Origin of the sequence: Amycolatopsis sp. GA6-003, from assembly GCF_046267895.1 — a bacterium.
Classification (GTDB): Bacteria; Actinomycetota; Actinomycetes; order Mycobacteriales; family Pseudonocardiaceae; genus Amycolatopsis.
In genome coordinates this window covers 4,636,180-4,654,287 of record NZ_CP176499.1, presented here as the reverse complement: position 1 = coordinate 4,654,287, position 18,108 = coordinate 4,636,180, and the positions used below count along the sequence as shown (strand labels likewise).

14 protein-coding genes are annotated in these 18,108 nt (G+C 69.4%); 7 read left to right on the top strand and 7 right to left on the bottom strand.

Annotated elements, in window-relative coordinates; all coding sequences use genetic code 11:
* Positions 1-13: 13 nt before the first annotated feature.
* Genes asnB through F9C12_RS20680 form a run of 7 tightly spaced genes read left to right on the top strand, consistent with a single transcriptional unit; the run spans position 14 to position 10,533 of the window.
* Complete coding sequence (gene asnB, locus F9C12_RS20710; protein ID WP_409466932.1) at positions 14-1,918, top strand: asparagine synthase (glutamine-hydrolyzing); 1,905 nt, start codon at positions 14-16, stop codon at positions 1,916-1,918.
* Positions 1,915-4,080: a bi-domain-containing oxidoreductase gene (locus F9C12_RS20705; RefSeq protein WP_409466931.1), complete on the top strand. Its 2,166-nt coding sequence runs from the start codon at positions 1,915-1,917 to the stop codon at positions 4,078-4,080. The genes asnB and F9C12_RS20705 overlap by 4 nt, the downstream gene beginning before the upstream one ends.
* Entirely contained in the window at positions 4,080-5,960 is a 1,881-nt protein-coding gene (locus tag F9C12_RS20700; RefSeq protein ID WP_409466930.1) for an alginate lyase family protein, read from the top strand. The genes F9C12_RS20705 and F9C12_RS20700 overlap by 1 nt, the downstream gene beginning before the upstream one ends.
* Positions 5,957-7,486 (top strand): right-handed parallel beta-helix repeat-containing protein, encoded by a 1,530-nt coding sequence (locus F9C12_RS20695; RefSeq protein WP_409467038.1) that lies wholly within the window; start codon positions 5,957-5,959, stop codon positions 7,484-7,486. The genes F9C12_RS20700 and F9C12_RS20695 overlap by 4 nt, the downstream gene beginning before the upstream one ends.
* 1 nt (position 7,487) lies before the next feature.
* On the top strand, positions 7,488-8,690 hold the full coding sequence (locus F9C12_RS20690) for an O-antigen ligase domain-containing protein (protein ID WP_409466929.1): 1,203 nt from the start codon (positions 7,488-7,490) through the stop codon (positions 8,688-8,690).
* On the top strand, positions 8,687-9,850 hold the full coding sequence (locus F9C12_RS20685; RefSeq protein ID WP_409466928.1) for a glycosyltransferase family 4 protein: 1,164 nt from the start codon (positions 8,687-8,689) through the stop codon (positions 9,848-9,850). Before F9C12_RS20690 ends, F9C12_RS20685 begins: the two co-directional genes overlap by 4 nt.
* An 8-nt stretch (positions 9,851-9,858) precedes the next feature.
* Entirely contained in the window at positions 9,859-10,533 is a 675-nt protein-coding gene (locus tag F9C12_RS20680; protein WP_409466927.1) for a phosphatase PAP2 family protein, read from the top strand.
* On the opposite strand, the gene F9C12_RS20675 is transcribed toward F9C12_RS20680, so the two are convergent.
* Genes F9C12_RS20675 through F9C12_RS20645 form a run of 7 tightly spaced genes read right to left on the bottom strand, consistent with a single transcriptional unit; the run spans position 10,505 to position 18,106 of the window.
* On the bottom strand, positions 10,505-11,815 hold the full coding sequence (locus F9C12_RS20675) for a glutamate-1-semialdehyde 2,1-aminomutase (RefSeq protein ID WP_409466926.1): 1,311 nt from the start codon (positions 11,813-11,815) through the stop codon (positions 10,505-10,507). The genes F9C12_RS20680 and F9C12_RS20675 overlap by 29 nt on opposite strands.
* Positions 11,816-11,821: 6 nt before the next feature.
* On the bottom strand, positions 11,822-12,361 hold the full coding sequence (locus tag F9C12_RS20670; protein WP_409466925.1) for a dTDP-4-dehydrorhamnose 3,5-epimerase family protein: 540 nt from the start codon (positions 12,359-12,361) through the stop codon (positions 11,822-11,824).
* The gene (locus F9C12_RS20665) at positions 12,358-13,539 is read right to left on the bottom strand and encodes a polysaccharide pyruvyl transferase family protein (RefSeq protein ID WP_409183543.1); all 1,182 of its coding nucleotides are present in this window, start codon (positions 13,537-13,539) and stop codon (positions 12,358-12,360) included. Before F9C12_RS20665 ends, F9C12_RS20670 begins: the two co-directional genes overlap by 4 nt.
* Positions 13,536-14,489, bottom strand: coding sequence for a glycosyltransferase family 2 protein (locus F9C12_RS20660; RefSeq protein WP_409466924.1), 954 nt, complete (start codon positions 14,487-14,489; stop codon positions 13,536-13,538). Before F9C12_RS20660 ends, F9C12_RS20665 begins: the two co-directional genes overlap by 4 nt.
* Positions 14,486-15,814: a hypothetical protein gene (locus tag F9C12_RS20655; RefSeq protein ID WP_409466923.1), complete on the bottom strand. Its 1,329-nt coding sequence runs from the start codon at positions 15,812-15,814 to the stop codon at positions 14,486-14,488. The genes F9C12_RS20660 and F9C12_RS20655 overlap by 4 nt, the downstream gene beginning before the upstream one ends.
* Before the next feature lie 4 nt (positions 15,815-15,818).
* A complete protein-coding gene (locus F9C12_RS20650) occupies positions 15,819-17,084 on the bottom strand; it encodes a DUF4910 domain-containing protein (RefSeq protein ID WP_409466922.1) in 1,266 nt (421 codons plus the stop codon).
* Positions 17,084-18,106, bottom strand: a complete 1,023-nt coding sequence (locus F9C12_RS20645; RefSeq protein WP_409183539.1) for an NAD-dependent epimerase/dehydratase family protein — start codon at positions 18,104-18,106, stop codon at positions 17,084-17,086. The genes F9C12_RS20650 and F9C12_RS20645 overlap by 1 nt, the downstream gene beginning before the upstream one ends.
* Positions 18,107-18,108: the final 2 nt, after the last annotated feature.

Genomic DNA, 18,108 nt, shown 5'->3' with positions numbered 1-18,108 from the left:
GGGAACCACACGCATGTGCGGCATCGCGGGCGCGTACAGCTGGCCGGACGGCGGCCCGCTCACCGACCGGCTCACCCAGTGCCTCGCGCACCGGGGCCCGGACGGCGACGGCCGCTACGACCACCGGGAAGTCCACTTAGGACACCGTCGGCTGTCCATCGTGGACCTGTCGGAAACGGGCGCGCAGCCGATGACCGCCGAGGGGCTGGCCCTGACCTACAACGGCGAGCTGTACAACGCCCCGGAGCTGCGGGCCGAACTCGAAGCCGCCGGGGTCCGGTTTCGCGGCACCTCCGACACCGAGGTGCTGCTGCGGGCCTGGCGGGAATGGGGCACGGACTGCCTGCCGCGGCTGCGCGGGATGTTCGCCTTCGCGGTGTACGACGAACGCACCGGCGAGCTGGTCCTCGTGCGGGACCAGCTGGGCATCAAGCCGCTGTTCTTCGTGCGCCGCGGAGGCGGGGTCGTGTTCGCGTCGGAGCTGAAAGCGCTGGCTCGCGAACTCGGGGACACGCTGAACGTGGACCAGGCGGCGATGATCGCGTCGCTGCTGTACTACTGGGTGCCCGACAGCCGGTGCGCTTACCGGGAGGCGGAGAAACTGCCGCCGGGTACCTGGCTGCGGTTCCGGCCGGACGGCAGCACGGACACCGGGACTTACTGGTCGCTCCGCCAGGTCGCCGAGGAGGGCGCGGAGTATCGCGGCGAGGTCGACCTGCACGCGGTCGTCGAGGATTCCACCCGCAAGCATCTGCTGTCCGACGTCCCGGTGGCGACCTTCCTTTCCGGCGGTCTGGACTCCAGTTACCTCACCGCGCTGGCCGCGCGCGAGCAGCCGGGGATTTCGGCTTACACCATCGGTTTCCGTCCCGAGGACGCGAAATTCGAGGCGATGCCGGACGACCTGCGGTACGCGCGGATCGTCGCCCGGCGGTTCGGCGTGGACCTGCACGAGATCGAGATCGCGCCGGACGTGCAGGACCTGCTGCCGCGGATGACGCACCACCTGGACGAGCCGATCGGCGACCCGGCGGCGATCAACTCGTACCTGATCTGCTCGGCGGCGCGCGAGGCCGGGGTCAAGGTGCTGTTGTCCGGGATGGGCGCGGACGAGCTGTTCGCCGGGTACCGCAAGCATTTGGCGAACCTGCTGGCGCTGCGGTACCGGCGGGTGCCCGGGGTGGCGCGCCGGGCGATCGGGGCGGCGGTGGACCGGCTGCCGGTCGCGTCGGCCACGCGCGGTTACCGGTCGGTGCGGTTCGCGAAGCGGTTTCTGTCCTTTGCGGACCTGCCCGAGGAGACGGCGTTCCGGCGCAGCTACACCATGTACGACCGGACGGAGCTGCTCGGTCTGGTGTCGCCGGATCTCAAGTCCGAAGTGGACGATGTGCTCGCCGAACACGCCGACATCTACTACGACACGACGCTGACCGACCGGGTCAACCGGATGTGCCTCGCCGACGCGCGAATGTTCTTGCCGGGCTTGAATCTCGCCTATACCGATCGGTCCACTATGGCCGCTTCCACCGAGGTGCGAACGCCCTTTGTGGACATCGAAGTGGTCCGGGCGGCGTTCCGGGTGCCGGGCCGGGAGAAGATCACCCGCCGGCAAGGCAAGGTGGCGTTGAAGAAAGCGGCCACGGCGATCCTGCCGGACGAAATCGTGTACCGGCCGAAGGGCTTGTTCAGCGCGCCGCTGCGAGCGTGGATGAGCCGGGACCTCGCGCCGCTGGTGCGGGAGGTCATCGAGGACGGCGTCCTGGTCGAGTCCGGATTCCTGCGACGCGATGCCCTGCGCAAGCTGGTGGCCGAGGACGCCGCCGGGCGCGAGGACCGCGCGAAACACCTTTGGCACGTGCTGACCCTCGAGTACTGGTACCGCGGTGCCCTCCGCGGAGAGCGGCTAGGAGTCCAGTGAAACAGGTAGTGCAGAACTACAAGAGCGGCGAGCTGGCCCTGCTCGACGTCCCGGTGCCGGCGTGCAAACCGGGCGGCGTGCTAGTGCGCAGCCAGTACTCGCTGATCTCGACCGGCACCGAGATGATGAAGGTGTCCGAGGCGGGAATGTCGTTGCTGGGCAAGGCCCGGTCCCGGCCGGACCAGGTCGCGAAGGTGATGCAGAGCGTCGCGACGAACGGGCTCGCCGCGACGTATCGCAAGGTGTCCGGGAAGCTCGATTCCTATACGCCGCTGGGTTATTCGCTGTGCGGCGTGGTCGAGCAGGTCGGCGAGGGCGTGGACGACGTCGTGGTCGGCGACCTCGTGGCGTGCGCCGGGAACGAGCACGCGCTGCACAGCGAGCTGAACTGGGTGCCGAAGAATCTGTACGCGAAGGTGCCGGCCGGGCTTTCGCCGCGGCAGGCGGCGTTCGCGACGGTCGGCGCGATCGCGATGCAGGGCGTCCGGCGGGGCGAACCGCAGCTCGGCGACCTCGCGCTGGTGATCGGGCTCGGCCTGATCGGGCAGCTGGTGGTGCAGTTGCTGGTGGCGAGCGGGGCGCGCGTGGTCGGCGTGGACCCGGACGCGCAGCGCTGCGAACTCGCCCGGGAACTGGGCGCGCTCGCCTGCGGGCATCCGGCGTCCGGCGAGATCGACCAGGCGGTGGCCGAACTGTCCGGCGGACACGGCGTCGACCAGGTGTATCTCGCCGCGGGAGGGGCGTCGAACGATCCGGTGGAGCTGGCCGCGCGGCTCGCGCGCGACCGCGGCCGGGTGGTGGACATCGGCAAGATCTCGCTGAACCTGCCGTGGAACGCCTACTACGAAAAGGAACTCGACGTCCGGTTCTCCCGCTCCTACGGGCCCGGCCGCTACGACCCGGCCTACGAGCTGGAGGGCCGCGACTATCCGATCGGCTACGTGCGCTGGACGGAACGGCGCAACCTCGAATGCTTCCTCGACCTGGCCGCACGGGGCAAGCTCGACGTGTCGCCGCTGATCAGCCACACCGCGGACTTCGCGGAAGCCGTCGAGACCTACCGGGCGCTCAACGAAGGTTCGCTGAAGGCGGTCGCGGTGTTGTTCCGCTACCCGGACGCGCCGCCCGCGGAGGCCGAAAGCGTGGTGTCCGCGGTTCCGGTGGCTCCGGTCGTCGACCAGCGCACGGATCCGTTGCAGTGGCTGCGGATCGGGTTCATCGGCGCGGGCAACTACGCGTCGTCGATGATCCTTCCGCATCTGGCCGGGGACGAGCGCGTGCTGCTCACCGACGTCGTCACCACGTCGGCGCTGTCCGGGGCCAACGCGAAACGCAAGTTCGGCTTCGTCGCGGCGAGCACCGACGTGGACGCGCTGCTGGAGGACGACGAGGTCAGCACGGTCTTCGTGGTGACCCGGCACAGTTCGCACGCCGAGCTGACCCGGCGGGCGCTGCTGGCGGGCAAGGCGGTCTTCGTGGAGAAGCCGCTCGCGTTGTCGGAGAAGGAATTGCGCGGCGTCGTGGACGCGGTGGCGGAATCGGGCAACAACCGGTTGCAGGTCGGGTTCAACCGCCGGTTCGCGCCGCTGCTGGTCGAGGCGAAGAACCAGTTCGGCCCGCGGGTCGGCCCGGCTTCGGTGCGGTACCTGGTCAACGCGGGACGGCTGGACGCGAACAGCTGGTACAACCAGGCCGATTCCGAGGGCAGCCGGTTCGTCGGCGAGGGCGGGCACTTCATCGACACGATCAGCTGGTTCCTCGGCAGCGACCCGGTTTCGGTCTACGCCATCGGCACTCCGGGCAACCACGACCTGCAGGTGCTGCTGCGCTACGCCGACGGCTCGACCGCGACGATCAGCTACGTCACCAGCGGCAGCACCGCGTTCCCGAAGGAAACGCTGGAGGTGCTCGCCGACGGCAAGGTGCTGAAATTCGACGATTTCGTCCGCGCCTCGGTGTACGGGCGCAAGCGCTGGACCAGTTCGCGGCTGCCGAAGGCGCGCGACAAGGGCCAGCAGGCCGAACTCGACGCGTTCATCACCGCGTTGAAGACCGGCGTCGCGATGCCGATCAGCCTCGACTCGCTCGTGTCCACGACGCTGGCGACCCTCGCCGTGCACCGCAGCCTCGAAACCGGCGCGCCGGTGCGGTTGGAGCGGTGATGGACCCGTCCTGGTACCTGCGCCGACTGTCCGCGATGGGACCGGCGGAGATCGTCGGCCGCGTCGGCGACGTCGTGCGCAAACAGCGGTGGCGCGGCGAACCCCGGCGGCGGCCGGCCTGGTCGGCGACCCGGACGTTCCCGGCCTGGCCCGCCGAGCCGCGGCTGCCGGCGACCGGACGGGACCGGCTGGTCGCGGCGGCGGACCGGCTGATGGACGGGCACGCGGAGTACTTCGGCGTCGCGCGGGACGACCTCGTCGCACCGGACTGGGCGTTCGATCCGAAGACCGGCCGCCGCGCGCCGGGGGACCGGTACTCCTTCGAGATCCCGTACCGGGACGAGAACGCGATCGGCGACATCAAGCAGATCTGGGAACCGTCGCGGCACCAGCATCTGACCGTGCTGGCCGCGGCGTACCGGGCGACCGGCGACGACCGTTACGCGCACCGGGTGGCCGATCACCTGAAGTCGTGGTGGGCGGCCAACCCGCCGATGCGCGGCGTGCACTGGCTGAGCGGGATCGAACTGGGCATCCGGCTGCTGTCGTGGGTGTGGGTGCGCCGGTTGCTCGACGGCTGGTCCGGCGCGCCCGGGCTGTTCGAGGACAATCCCGAGGCGCTGCGGCAGATCTGGCACCACCAGCGGTGGCTGGCGGCGTTCCCGAGCCGGGGCACCTCAGCCAACAACCACGTGCTGGCCGAGGCGGCAGGACAGCTGGCGGCGTCGTGCGCGTTCGACTGGTACCCGGAATCCGCGCGCTGGAGGTCCGCCGCGATCCGCTCGCTGGACTTTCACTTGCGGGCCAACACCTTCACGTCCGGGTTGAACCGCGAGCTGGCCACCGAGTACCACGGGCTCGTGCTGGAGCTGGGCCTCGCCGCCGCGTTGGAAGCGGGTCCGCGGCTGCCGCGTTCGACCTGGCTGGAACTGCGGGCGATGTGCGACGCGCTCGCGGCCATGGTGGACTGTGCCGGGCGACCGCCGCGCCAAGGCGACGCCGACGACGGCTACGGCCTGATCGTGGACGGACCGGGTTCGGACCGTTGGCATTCGCTGCTGGCCACCGGCGACGCGCTGTTCGGCCGGGCGGAGTGGTGGCCGAAGATGCCCGCTGACGACGTGCGCACCGCGTTGTTCTCCGCGCTGCGCTCCCGGGTGCCGCAACTCGACAACGCCCGCCAGCGCCCGGTTTTCTCGGACGCGGGTATGACCATCCTGCGCAGCGACAACGGTCCGGAGATCTGGTGCCGCTGCGACAGCGGGCCGCACGGCTTCCTCGCCATCGCCGCGCACGCACACGCCGACGCGTTGTCCATTGAGGTCCGGCACGACGGCGTCGACATCCTCGCCGACCCGGGAACCTACTGCTACCACGGCGAACCCGAGTGGCGCGCGTACTTCCGCTCCACGCTCGGCCACAACACGCTGCAGCTCGGCGGAGTCGACCAATCGACTTCCGGCGGCCCGTTCCTGTGGACCCGCCATGCGAACTCGCGCACCCTCGCCGCGACGCCCACGCAATGGCAGGCCGAACACGACGGTTACGCCCCGGCGCTGCACCGCCGCACCGTGGAGCTGTCCGGCCGGACGCTGACCGTGGTCGACGAGGTGACCGGCGGGGGTTCCGGCAAACTCGCCTTCCACCTCGGCCCGCTGCTGGCCGTCGAGCTGGAGGGCAGCACCGCCCGGCTCACCTGGTCCGGCCGCACCGCGACGATGGAGCTTCCGCCGCAGCTCGCCTGGACCGCGCACCGCGGCGAGACGAATCCGCCGCTGGGCTGGTACTCGCCCGGCTTCGGCCGCCGCGAACCCGCCACCGCGCTCGTCGGTTCCGGTCCGGTCACCGGACCGCTGACCACCGTGCTCCGCCTGCCCTGATCTGGAGAGGATCCACCGTGCGAAGGACATTGCTGCTGCTGGGAGCGTTGCTCCCGCTCACGCTGGCTTCGTGCAGCTCGTCCGGAGCCGCGCCCGCTCCGGTCGCCGGATCGACTTCGCCGCAGGGTCCGGTCGCCGCGGTCTGCGACCACGTGCCGCCGGGTCCGGCGACCGCGCCCGCCGGAGCTGTCGCGGTGGATCCGGCCGTGGTGGACGACTTGTCGACAAAGACGAAGAACTCCCCGGCGGGCACCACGTTCTGGCTCGCTCCCGGCACGCACCGGCTCACCGACGACGAGTACGCCCAGGTGCAGCCCAAGGACGGGGACGTCTACCTCGGCGCGCCCGGCGCGGTGTTCGACGGGCGCAAGAAGAACCGGTACGCCTTCGCGGGCGCGGCCAAGGACGTCCGGCTCGAATCGTTCACCGTGCAGGGCTTCACCGCGCCGCGCGACGAGGGCGTGGTCAACCACGATTCGGCCCCCGGCTGGGTCATCCGGCGCCTGACGGTGCAGGACAACGACGGGGCCGGGCTGATGGCCGGGCCGAAGCAGCAGATCCTCGACAGCTGCCTGCGGCGCAACGGCCAGTACGGGCTGAACGCCTACTCCGGCACCGCCGCGGTGACCGGGCTGGTGCTGCGCGGCACCGAGGTCACCGGCAACAACACCGCGAACTGGGAAGCCAAGGTTCCCGAGTGCGGCTGCACCGGCGGCATGAAGTTCTGGGCGGTGGACGGCGCGGACGTCGTCGGCAACTGGATCCACGACAACCGCGGCACCGGGCTGTGGGCGGACACGAACAACAACGATTTCCTGATCGAGGGCAACCTGATCGAGAACAACGACAGCGCGGCGATCATTTACGAAACCAGCTACAACGCGATCATCCGCAACAACACGTTCCGGCGCAACAACCTGCCCGACGGCCGCGCGCACGCCGATCGCGGCGACCCGTTCCCGTCCGCGACGATCTACCTTTCCGAATCCGGCGGCGAACCTCGGCTGAAGGCCCGCACGAGCGAGCTGGAAGTTTCCGGGAATCTGCTGCAGGACAACTGGAACGGCGTCATCCTGTGGGAGAACGCCGACCGGTTCTGCAATAGCCCGGCCAACACCTCCAGCGGCTCGTGCACGAAACTCGTACCGAATGTCAGTACCTGTTCCGCGCCGGCGATCTCGCAGAAACCGCTGTACAGCGACTGCCGGTGGAAGACTCAGCGGGTCGTGGTGCAGCACAACCAGTTCACGCTCAACTCGAAGGCGCTCGGCTGCGAGGAGATCTGCGGCCGGATGGGCGTGCTGTCGAATTTCGGCAGTTATCCGGCCTGGTCACCGTACCAGGGCGCGGTGATCCAGCAGGCGATCACGTTCCAGCAGGGCAATTCCTGGCACGACAACGCTTATGCCGGTCCGTGGACCTTCGTCGCCCGCGAGATGAGCAACATCATCGGCATCGGCGAATGGCAGAGCGCGCCGTACCACCAGGACGCGAATTCGAGTTACCAGCCGAACGGGGGTGGCTGACGTGGCTGAATTGACCGCCGCCCTGCCAGCGAAAACAGTGCCGAAGGCGGTAAGCGCGGCCTGGGCGTTGCTCATTCTCAACACGCTCGGCTCGACCGGCGCGCAGACGGTGATTCCCTTGCCGCGCACAGTGATCCAGCTGGTCACCATGGGCGCGCTGATGACCGCGTTCCTGCTCGCGCTGGTGCTGAACCTGCGGATCAAGATCCGGCCGAGCGCGTACCTGATGCTGCTGTCCTTCCTGCTGCTCACCGCCATTGTGGCCAGCGTGCACCTGGAATCCGGCTTCGGCGCGCTGTTCCGGTGCTTCCGGTTCACGGTGTTCGTCGCGACGCTCTGGCTGCTCAGCGGCTGGTGGGACGGGACGTTCACGTTCGTGCGCGCGCACATCCGGATGTTCGGCGCGGTGCTGCTGTCGGTCGTGCTCGGCTTGGCGATCGCGCCGGGCAAGGCGATGCCGGACCTCTACGGCGGCCGGCTTTCCGGCGCGGTCTGGCCGCTGACGCCGCCGCAGGTCGGTCAGTACGCGGCGGTCATCGCGGGTCTCGCGGTGCTGATGTGGCTCGGCAAACGGACGGACGCCAAGAGCGCGTTGCTCGTCGTCGTGCCGTCGATCGGGGTACTGCTGCTCACGCACACCCGCACCGCGACGCTCGGGCTCGTCGCCGGGCTGGTCGTCGCGCTGCTGTCGCTAGGCCTGGTCAGCGCGCGGGCGCGGAAGGTGTTCGCCGGGATCGTGCTGGTCGCCGGGTTCGCCGCGGTGGTGCTGGGCGGTCTGCTGCAGGCGTGGTTCCTGCGCGGGCAGAGCACCGACGATTTCTCCAGCCTGACCGGCCGCGCGAAGGTGTGGGACGCGTTGCTGTCCGCGCCGCGGAGCGGATTCGAGTACCTCTTCGGCGTCGGCCTCACCGACAAGTCCTACGACGGCCTGCCGATCGACAACAGCTGGCTGGCGATCTACCACGAGGAGGGCTTGGTCGGGATCGGGATCGTCGCCGCGTTCCTGCTGGTGCTGATCGCGATCGCGGTGCTGCGCCCGCCGTCGCTGGCAAGGGCGTGCGCGATTTTCCTGATCGCGTACTGCGTTTCCGCGTCCTACACCGAAGCCGGGCTCGGCGACGCGTCGCCGTATCTGCTGCATCTGGCGGTCGCCGCGTCGTTGCTGGCCACCGGCGAGGCTCCAGCGAGGGAGAAGCTGGCGTGAAGGTTCTGGTGGTGCACAACCGCTATCGGTCGGAGCAGCCGAGCGGCGAGAACAACGTGGTCGACGCCGAGGTCGCGCTGCTGGCCTCGGCCGGGATCGACGTGCGGCGGTTCGAGCGGCACAGCGACGACATCGCGTCGATGCCGGTGGCGCGCAAGGCGTTGGTGCCGCTGCAGGTGCCGTGGAACCGCGCGTCGCGGACGGCGTTGCTGGCCCAGCTTCGCCGAGAGCGACCCGATGTCGTGCACGTTCACAACACCTTCCCGCTGCTGTCGCCGTCGGTGCTGGCCGCGTGCGCCGAGGCGCGCGTGCCGGTGGTCGCGACCTTGCACAATTACGGCCTCGTCTGCCCGCCCGGCACGCTCTACCGCGACGGCCGGATCTGCACGGACTGCGTCGGCGGCCCGCCGATCCCCGCGGTGCGGCACGGCTGCTACCGCGGGTCTACTGCGGCGACCGTGCCGATGGCGGTAAATCTGCTCGTCAACCGGGACCGCTGGCGAACCGGCGTGACCCGGTTCTTCTGCATCTCCGACGCCCAGCGCCGCCTGCTGGTCGACGCGGGCCTGCCGTCCGCGCGGATGCGGGTGAAGCACAACTTCGTCCCGGACCAGGGCCGCCGGCGAGTCGGCGACGGCGAGCACCTCTTGTTCCTGGGACGGCTCACCGAGGAGAAAGGCATCCCGCTGCTCCAAGCGGCGTGGGAGCGGTACACGGGCAAGCTCCCGTTGCTGATCGCCGGGACCGGGCCGCTGTCCGACGACGTCGCGGCCTGGGCGGCGGGACGCGAGAACGTGTCGTACGTCGGCCTGCAGGACCGGGCTTCGTGCCAGGAACTGATCGCGCGCGCGGCCGCGGTGGTGGTCCCGTCGACGTGGCTGGAGGCGTTCGGTCTCGTGGTGGTGGAGGCGATGGCCGCCGGGGTGCCGACGGTCGCGCCCGCGCACGGTGCCTTCGAAGAGCTGATCACCGACGGCGTCACCGGCTTGCTGCACACCCCCGGCGACGCGGCCGCGCTCGCTGGCTCGCTGCTCGAGGTCGCCGAGCGGAACCAGGAGATGGGCGAGGCCGCGCGGCGGCGGTACGAGGCGGATTTCACCCCGGAGGTGGGGCTGAAGCGGTTGCTCGAAGGCTACGAGGAAGCGATTTCCACGGTATGAAGGAAGGCGTGCGCGACCGACTGAAGACCTCGCCCCCGGCGCTTCCGGTCGTTCTGCGCACGCCGTCGATGGTCTTGGCCGTGCTCGGCTTCCTGACGCTGATCGCGCTGGGCCTGCGGTTCGCCGGACACTCGGTGCCGAGCGCGTTCGACGCCCCGCTCCTGCCCGGCCCAGACCTCATCGGCGACCCGTGGTGGTACTTCGCGACGGCGATCGACTTCTGCGGCGAACCGTTGGGCGCGACGCTGATCCTGGCCTTGGTGCTCGGTGGTTGCCTGCTGACAAACCGGCTCCGGACAGCGGTGCTGACGGTGGTCGGCTGCGGGCTGACGGTCGTGGTGACTTCGGTGCTGAAGCCACTGACCGGGCGGACGATCCACGGCAGTTACCTGTCGTTCCCCAGCGGCCACACCGCTTTCGCGACCGCTTTGGCGGTGATCGGGGCTTACGTGCTGGCCGGGCGGTCTGGCCGGGGTGTGGCAGTGGCGTGGACGGTGGGGCTGGCTGTGGTGTCCGGGTTCCTGATGGCGTGGGCGGAGGTCGGGCTGGGCGCGCACTATCCGACCGACACGATCGGCGGTTTCGCGGTGGCGTTGGCGATCGTGCCGGTTACCGGGTATTGGGTGGACCGGCTCGCGGACGGGAAAGGGCGAATCAGGCCTTCCGGCGAAAAACCGGCCTAACCGCCCGCCCACCCAGCCACGGTGACGGATCCCCCGCCTCCAGCGCCTTCCGGTACACCACGCAAGCCGAAGCGACCACCTCCACCGTCCGGTCGATGTCCCGCTCCGTCATCGCCGCACTGACCACAAAGGACGGTGCCAGCACCCCGTTCTCCAGCAGGCACCGCAGGAACAACGTCCGATACTCCTGCGAAGGCCGGCCATCCGCGTCGAGAGTCGCGAAGACCAGGTTGCTGTCCCGTCCGCGCACCAAGACCCGCTCTCCGACCCCGTGTGCGGCCGCCACCTCGGTCACCCCGGCCGCCAACCGGGCGCCCAGCGCGTGCAGGCGGGCCGTCACATCCTCTGCCGCGTAGGCGTCGATTACCGCCATCGCCGCGGCCAGTGCTGGGGTTTCAGCGCCGTGCGTCGTGGACAGCAGGAAAACCCGGTCTCGCGAATCCCGCAGCCCGCCTAGCTCCATCAAGTCTCGCCGACCCGCCAAAGCAGCGACCGCGAAGCCGTTGCCGAGCGCTTTGCCGAACGTCGAGAGATCCGGTGTCACTCCATACAAGCCTTGCGCGCCGTGCTCGGAGTACCGGAAACCGGTGATCATCTCGTCGAAAATCACCAACGCGCCATGCCGATGCGCGAGTTCCCGCAGCCCGGCCAGATAACCGTCCGGCGGGGCGACGTCCTTGGTCGGTTCCAGGATCAGGCACGCCACCTGACCGTGGTACTGGCGCAGCATCTGCTCGGTCGCCGGGAGATCGCCGTAGGGGAACGGCACGGTCATCGCCATTGTCGCGGCGGGGATTCCGGCGGACATCGGGGTCGTGCCGATGAACCAGTCGTCGGTGGAGAAAAAGGCGTGGTCAGCACAGTAGGCGACCAGCGGCCGTCCGGTGGCGGCGCGGGCGAGCCGGACGGCGGCGGTCGTCGCGTCGGAGCCGTTCTTCGCGAACTTCACCATGTCCGCGGTCGGCACCGTTTCCAGGAACTGCTCCGCCGCTTCAAGCTCCACAATGGACGGACGGACGAAGTTGTTGCCGCGTTCCAACACGTCGCGGACAGCCGAGGTCACCCGAGGATGCACGTGACCCAGGCTGACCGCCCGCAGGCCGGAACCGTATTCGAGGTACTGGTTGCCGTCGACGTCCCAGACGTACGCGCCGCGGCCGTGCGAGATGACCGGTGCGAGATGTTCCGGGTATTGGTCCTCGCCTTTGGCGTAGGTGTGGGCACCGCCGGGGATGGCGCGGTGCAGGCGTTCGTTCGCGATCCGGGAGAGTGGCAGGTCCATGACGGGTCACCTCAAGGCATCGGCCAGCGAAGGGGCCGACGCGTCGCGTTCGGACAGCAATGCCGCGGGCAGCGGCCACGGGATGGCGAGCTCCGGGTCGTCATGCGCGATGGCGACGTCCTCGGACGGGTCGTGCGCGCGGTCGATCCGGTACGACACGTCGGCGATGTCGCTCAGCGCCTGGAAACCGTGTGCGCATCCGGCCGGGAGATAGATGCTTTCCTGAGTGTCGCCGGAGAGATGAAACGTTTCCCGGCGAAGGAAGGTCGGCGAATCCGGCCGCAGGTCGACCACCACGTCGAACACCTCGCCGAACGAGCACCGCACCAGTTTCGCCTCGCCGGCCCCGGACCGCAGGTGCATCCCGCGCACCACGCCGCGCACCGAGCGGGACACGCTGTCCTGCACGAACGCGTCCGGATCGATGCCGACCGACCGGGCGACGTCGGCGTCGAAGGTCCGCGAGAAGAAGCCGCGCTCGTCGCGGTGCGGCGTCGGCTGAAAGAGCCACAGGCCGGAAATCGACGGCACGGGAACGGCTTTCACGACACCTCCGCGGGAATGAGCGATCTCGACAACAGGGCGAACTGATCCTTCAACTGCTGATTGCAGGCTTCGTTGCGAGCGGCGAGTTCCGCCTTCAATTCCGGAGCCCGCCGTTGCAATTCCTCGAACTGCCCGATCAAGCGCGGCACATCGACCGCCCGGGCCTCCTGGCAGAACTCGCCGAGCCCCATTTCGGCCATCAGCACGTCGTTCTTCTTAGCGTATCCGATCGCGACCGTCGGCCTCCCGACCTTCAACGCGCACAACACATTGTGGTACCGAGTGGCCACCACCGTGCCGACCTCGGCCATCGAGCGCATCAGCTCGCCGAGCGTGCCCGGGACGGCCGCGGAGAGCAGCGGAGAATCGACCGTTTCGACGATCTCGTCCACCACCTCGCGATCGATCCGGTCACCGATGAAAAGCCGGACCGGCCGCTCTTGGCTGACGAGATACCGCACGAATTCCGTCATCGCGTCCACGTACGCCCGGTAAATCTCCTCGCCGCGCGCCCGGTCGTCATTCCCGCCGTAGTAAGCCATCACCCCGACGCCCACCGCACGCGGATCCTCGACGGCGGCAGGAGTCGGCAGCGCGAAGGCGAGATCGGGATACACCCGGTCGTCAGCCACCCGAACCCCCATGTCGGCCATCGCCGATCGCGACAATTCGTCGCGGAAGGACCGATACGCCGCCAGCTGGGACGCATACCGCACCAGAAACCGCGTCGCGGGCACCTGAATCCGATCGGCGCCCACGCTGACCAGCGCGACCTTCGTCCGCCCCAGCCGCCCGCACAACGAGAGCAGGAAGAGCGCGTACGGAAACCCCCACGGCCGCAACGGAAGCGTCGCCTCCAGTACGCCCATGCCGGGAACGATCACCACGTTCTGCCGCCGGACCCACCACGCCGTGCGGAAAACGTCGACGACCTTGCCGAGCGCTTTCGTCACGATCGACCGCAGTCCGGAAGCGTGCCGGTACTCGCCGCTGTACCAGTTCAACCGCACCGCTGGGATCCCGTACCGCGCCTGGATGGTGTCCGCCCCACCGCAGAACGCGGACACCTTCGCGTACGGATGTTCAGAGCGCAGGAAGCCGAGCACCGCCTCCAGCGAGCCGTCATTGCCGAGGTTGCCTGAACCGAGCAGTCCGAAGACTCCGACTCGAACAGTCACGGCACCCGCCGTTCGCGCCCGGCGACCACGCGGTCGACAGTGAGGTTGAGCTCGGCCGCGTGTACCGGAGCGCGGTCCTCGACGCGTTCCCCGCCCCCACCGGGTCGCGCCCGGCTGGCGAACCATTCGACCAGCGCGAGGTAGCAGGCGCGACGTTCGCCCGACGACAGCGGCGCGGAGCGGATTCCGTGCACGAAACCCCAGACGTACTCGGCGAGCAGCCGCGCGGTCGGGTTCAGCAACGCGTTGCCGCGCTTCGGATCGAGGTTCGCGCACCGGGAGCGTTTGCTCGGGTTCGCTCGCTCGGCCCGGTCCGGATGGTCGCGGCGGAAGTACAGCAGCTCCGGCACCTGGTAGAACGGCCCGTGCAGCGCCAGTTCGGCCACGTAGGTGCGGTCAGCGTGGTGGTAGCTGTCCATCGGGGTGACCCGACGCAGCACCTCCGTGCGCATCACGCCGTAGAAATCGTCGCCGCCGGGCTCGAACAGCAGGCTCTTGAACCGCACCGACGGCCGGGGCGCGTCCGTCTTGTGCCGGTAGTCCAGCGGCACGGTCACCGCGCCGTTCTCGTCGATGATCGCCTGGTGCGAATGCGCGAGGATCGTCTCCGGCCGCGCGTCGAGCGCTTCGACGCACTTCGCCAGCAGGTCCCGGCCGTAAAGATCGTCGTGCGAAGCCCATTTGAACAGTTCGCCGCGCGCCTGCTCGAGCAGGATGTTGTGGTTCGGGGTCGCGCCGATGTTGCGCGGCTGGCGCAGATACCGGATCCGCGAATCCTCCTGCGCGTACTTCCGGGCGATCTCCTCCGTGCCGTCCTGCGACGCGTTGTCGGAAATGATCAGTTCGAAATCCTCGTAGGTCTGCCCGAGCAGCGCGTCGAGTGCTTCGCTGAGGAATTCCTCTCCGTTGTAGACGGGCAGACCGATGGTCAGCCGGGGCACCGTGCTCATGCCGGTTTCATCTCCTCGGAAGCCGAATGGAGTTCTGCTTGGCTGAAGGAACCTGACGCGGCGGGAAACTCGGTCGCCGCCGCGAAGTGGTCGCGGAGCGCGCTGCGCAGCTGCCACCACCACACGGCCGAACCGGTGAGCGTGGCGGCCGCGACGCCCCACTCCGATCCGCCCGCCCCGCCGAGCACGGCCCCGATCAGGCCGAACACGACGTAGCACGCGGACGCGATCAGCTGCGACCGCAAACTCCGCCGCGCCATCCCGAGCGCGCGCAGCCCGGCCGTCGCGCCGGTGGTGAAGCTCGCGCCGACGACCGCCATCGTGACCGCCGGGACCAGCGGCGACGAGCTGTCCCAGAGCGAACCGAGCACGAACCGGCCGGCGTCCTCGGGGACGAAGAACCACAGTCCGAGTCCCCAGATCAGAGCAGCCGCCGCCTGTGCCGCACCGAGCACCACGCAGAAGTGCCACAGCCGATGCGGCGATTGCCGGAGCACCCGCGCTCCCTCGGCGACAGTGACGAGGGAAAGTCCCATGAGCAGCGCGAGAAACGGGCCGAGCAGCTGTTCCGCCCCGCGTACCGTGCCGACCGCCGCCAGACCGGAAATCGCGCCCAGTCCGTACGCCCGCAGCTGCGACGAACCGCTGTTGCTGACGTTCTCCACGAGATAGCGCACACCGAGGTCGCGATGGTCCCGCAGCCATCCGCGCACCCCGCCGAGCCGCGGCAACACGCTCGTCTGCACCCAGCCGAACGCGGCCGCGACCCCGGCCGAACAGCCCCAGGCCAGCAGAAACGCGACCACAGTGTCGTAGCGCGCGGCCAAAACCAGCGCGGGGAACAACGCGACGGCCTGGATCCCGTCGTTGACGAACGCCTTGTGCCCGGTGCCCTGCGCGAAGAACCCGAACCGCCACGCGTCCTGGACCAGCAGGAACGGCAGCACCGCCCCGAGCGCCACGAACGCGGCGCCGAGCGCCCCGCCGACCGCGAGTCCAAAAAGGACACTGACCAGCCCGCTCGCGACGCCCACCACAAAAGCGGTCCCGACGGCCTGGCCCACCGCGGTCCGCCAGTTCGCCCGGGCGACGCCGGAGAAGCGGACCATCAGCGGGTCGGTGGCGAGGCCGCGCGAGACGTTGAGAATGACGCCGTAGGTCACCCACGCGATGCTGAACAGGCCGAACGCCGTCGCGCCGAGCGAGCGCGCGACGTACAGGCCGACCACGAAGTTGGTCAGGCTCGAAACAGCCTGGTCGCCGAGGCCCCAGCTGAGCCGTCCCGCCATCGCGCGGACGGCTCGCGAACGCAGGATCGACGGCATGGCCTCACTCCTTCAGCAGTCCGGCGGCCTGAAGGGCATCGGCCGCCGCGGCTACGGCGCCGAACGGCAGGTCCGCCCGTTCGGCGATGTCGAGGAGGCTGTGGTCGCCGTCGGAGAGGCTGAGCACCCACAGCATGGCCAGCTGCGCTTGTTTCGCGTCGCTGCGCCCGCCGAGCGAGTCGTACAGTCCGCGCTTGCCGAGCTGCGGCTCGCCGTACGGGCTGAGGTTCACGTAGCGCCGGTTGCGGTCCAGCACGGAAAACGCCGTCCGCAAGGTGTCGAGGGTGTCGGCCATCGCGTCCGGGTCGACGAAGGACGGGTTGTCCGCCGAGGTGTGGTACTCCGGGTAGCCCGCGTACGGCGTGCGCGTGAGCGAGCCGACGCCGAGGTTGAACCCGGGGGAGCAGAACTGGCGCTCGTCGTACCCGTACGGCGAGAAATCGCGGATCTCGTGCGGTTTGTCCTTGAGGACGTGCGCGAAGACGCGGTCGATATCGGCGTCCCCGCGGCGGCTGCGCTTGTACGTCAGCGAGCCCCGGTCCCCGGCGCAGGCCAGCACCACGCCGTGCTTGACCTGCTCGATGCGCTCGAAATTGCGCGCCAGCCAGGTGATCGCGCCGATCGTGCCGGGCATGAACAGAAACCGGTAGGTGTAGTACGGCTTTTCCTCGGCCAGCGCCCGCGCGAGCGCGACGGCGACCGCGATGCCGGCGAGGTTGTCGTTGGCCAGCGACGGATGACAGACGTGGCACGAGACGAGCACCTCGTCGCACACCTCGCCCGGCACGACGTGCTCGGCGTAGGTGAGGTGGCCGTCGGCGAGCGTCGAATCGATTTTGACGTGGTAGTCGCCGTCCGGCAGCGTGTCCAGGACCTCCTGCGCGAGGCAGAAACCCCAGGTGGGGGAGTAGTAACTGGTGCGGTACGGGATCAACGACGGCTGCTCGGGCAGCGTGTGCAGGTGCGTGCGCAGTTCAGTGAGGCTGACGACCCGGTCGACTGGGACGCTGTAGCCGACCACGTGCAGGTTCGACTTCCGGAAGTCGATCACCCGCCGTCCGGAGGAATCCGCGACGAAGGCGTCGCGGATGTTCCACTCCGGCGGCACGGTCCAGTCCAGCACCTCGGTGCCGCTGGGCACCTCGTACCGGTCGAGCGGGAGGTGCTCGCCGACGACGGCCAGTGTCTGCCGCACGCCGTCGCCGGTGATGCTCCGGCAGAACGGGTACAGCCGTTCCACCAGAGCGTGCATCTCGGGCCCGGTGCGCATCAGGCGTGCCGCAGGGTGGCGTCGACCGCGCCGGCGGCCTGCCGGTCGCTCAGCCAGTTCAGCCGGGTGAAGCGGTGCTGGAACTGGGCTTGGGTGAGGCTGTGGCGGCGGTAGGCGTCGAACAGTTGCAGCGCGCCGTCTTTCACTCCCCACTTGCAGTCGAAGGCCGGGACCGCGTCGCGGAACCGGGAGAAATCGACGCGGTACGAGCGCGGGTCGGCCCCGGCTTCGCCGGTGATCCGCAGCTTGGCGCCGGGCACCGCCGCGACCACCTCTTCGGCGATCTCGGCGACCGTCACGTTGTTGCGTTCGGTGCCGATGTTGAACGCCTTGTTGTGCACGGCTTCGCGCGGTGCTTCGAGGGCGGCGGTGAAGGCGTGGGCGATGTCGTCGGCGTGCACCAGCGGCCGCCACGGCGTGCCGTCGGAGAGCACGAGGACCTCGCCGGACAGGTAAGCGTGGCCGACGAGGTTGTTCAGCACGATGTCGGCGCGCAGCCGCGGGGAGAAGCCGAACGCGGTGGCATTGCGCATATACACCGGGGTGAAGTCGTCGTCGGCGAGTTCGGAAACCTCGGCTTCCACGCGGACCTTCGACTCGGCGTACGGCGTGACCGGCCGCAGCGGTGCGTCCTCGTCGACCAGGCCGCTGCCGCCGGAAGCACCGTAGACGGAGCAGGTCGAGGCGTAGAGGAACCGCGAAACCCCGGCGGCCTTCGCGAGTTTCGCGAGCTTGACCGACGCGTGGTGGTTGATGTCGTAGGTCAGTTCGGGGGCGAGCGAGCCGAGCGGGTCGTTCGACAGCGCGGCGAGGTGGATCACCGCGTCGAAGCCCTGGAGATGCTCGGCCTTCACGTCCCGCAGGTCGACGGCCAGCCCGACCGGATCGCGCGGGGCCGGGCCGAGCACACAAGCGGCGAACAAGCCCGAGTCGAGGCCGACGACCTCGTGCCCCGCCGCGGCGAGCACCGGCGCCATCACCGTGCCCAGATATCCCGTGTGCCCCGTGAGCAGCACGCGCATGC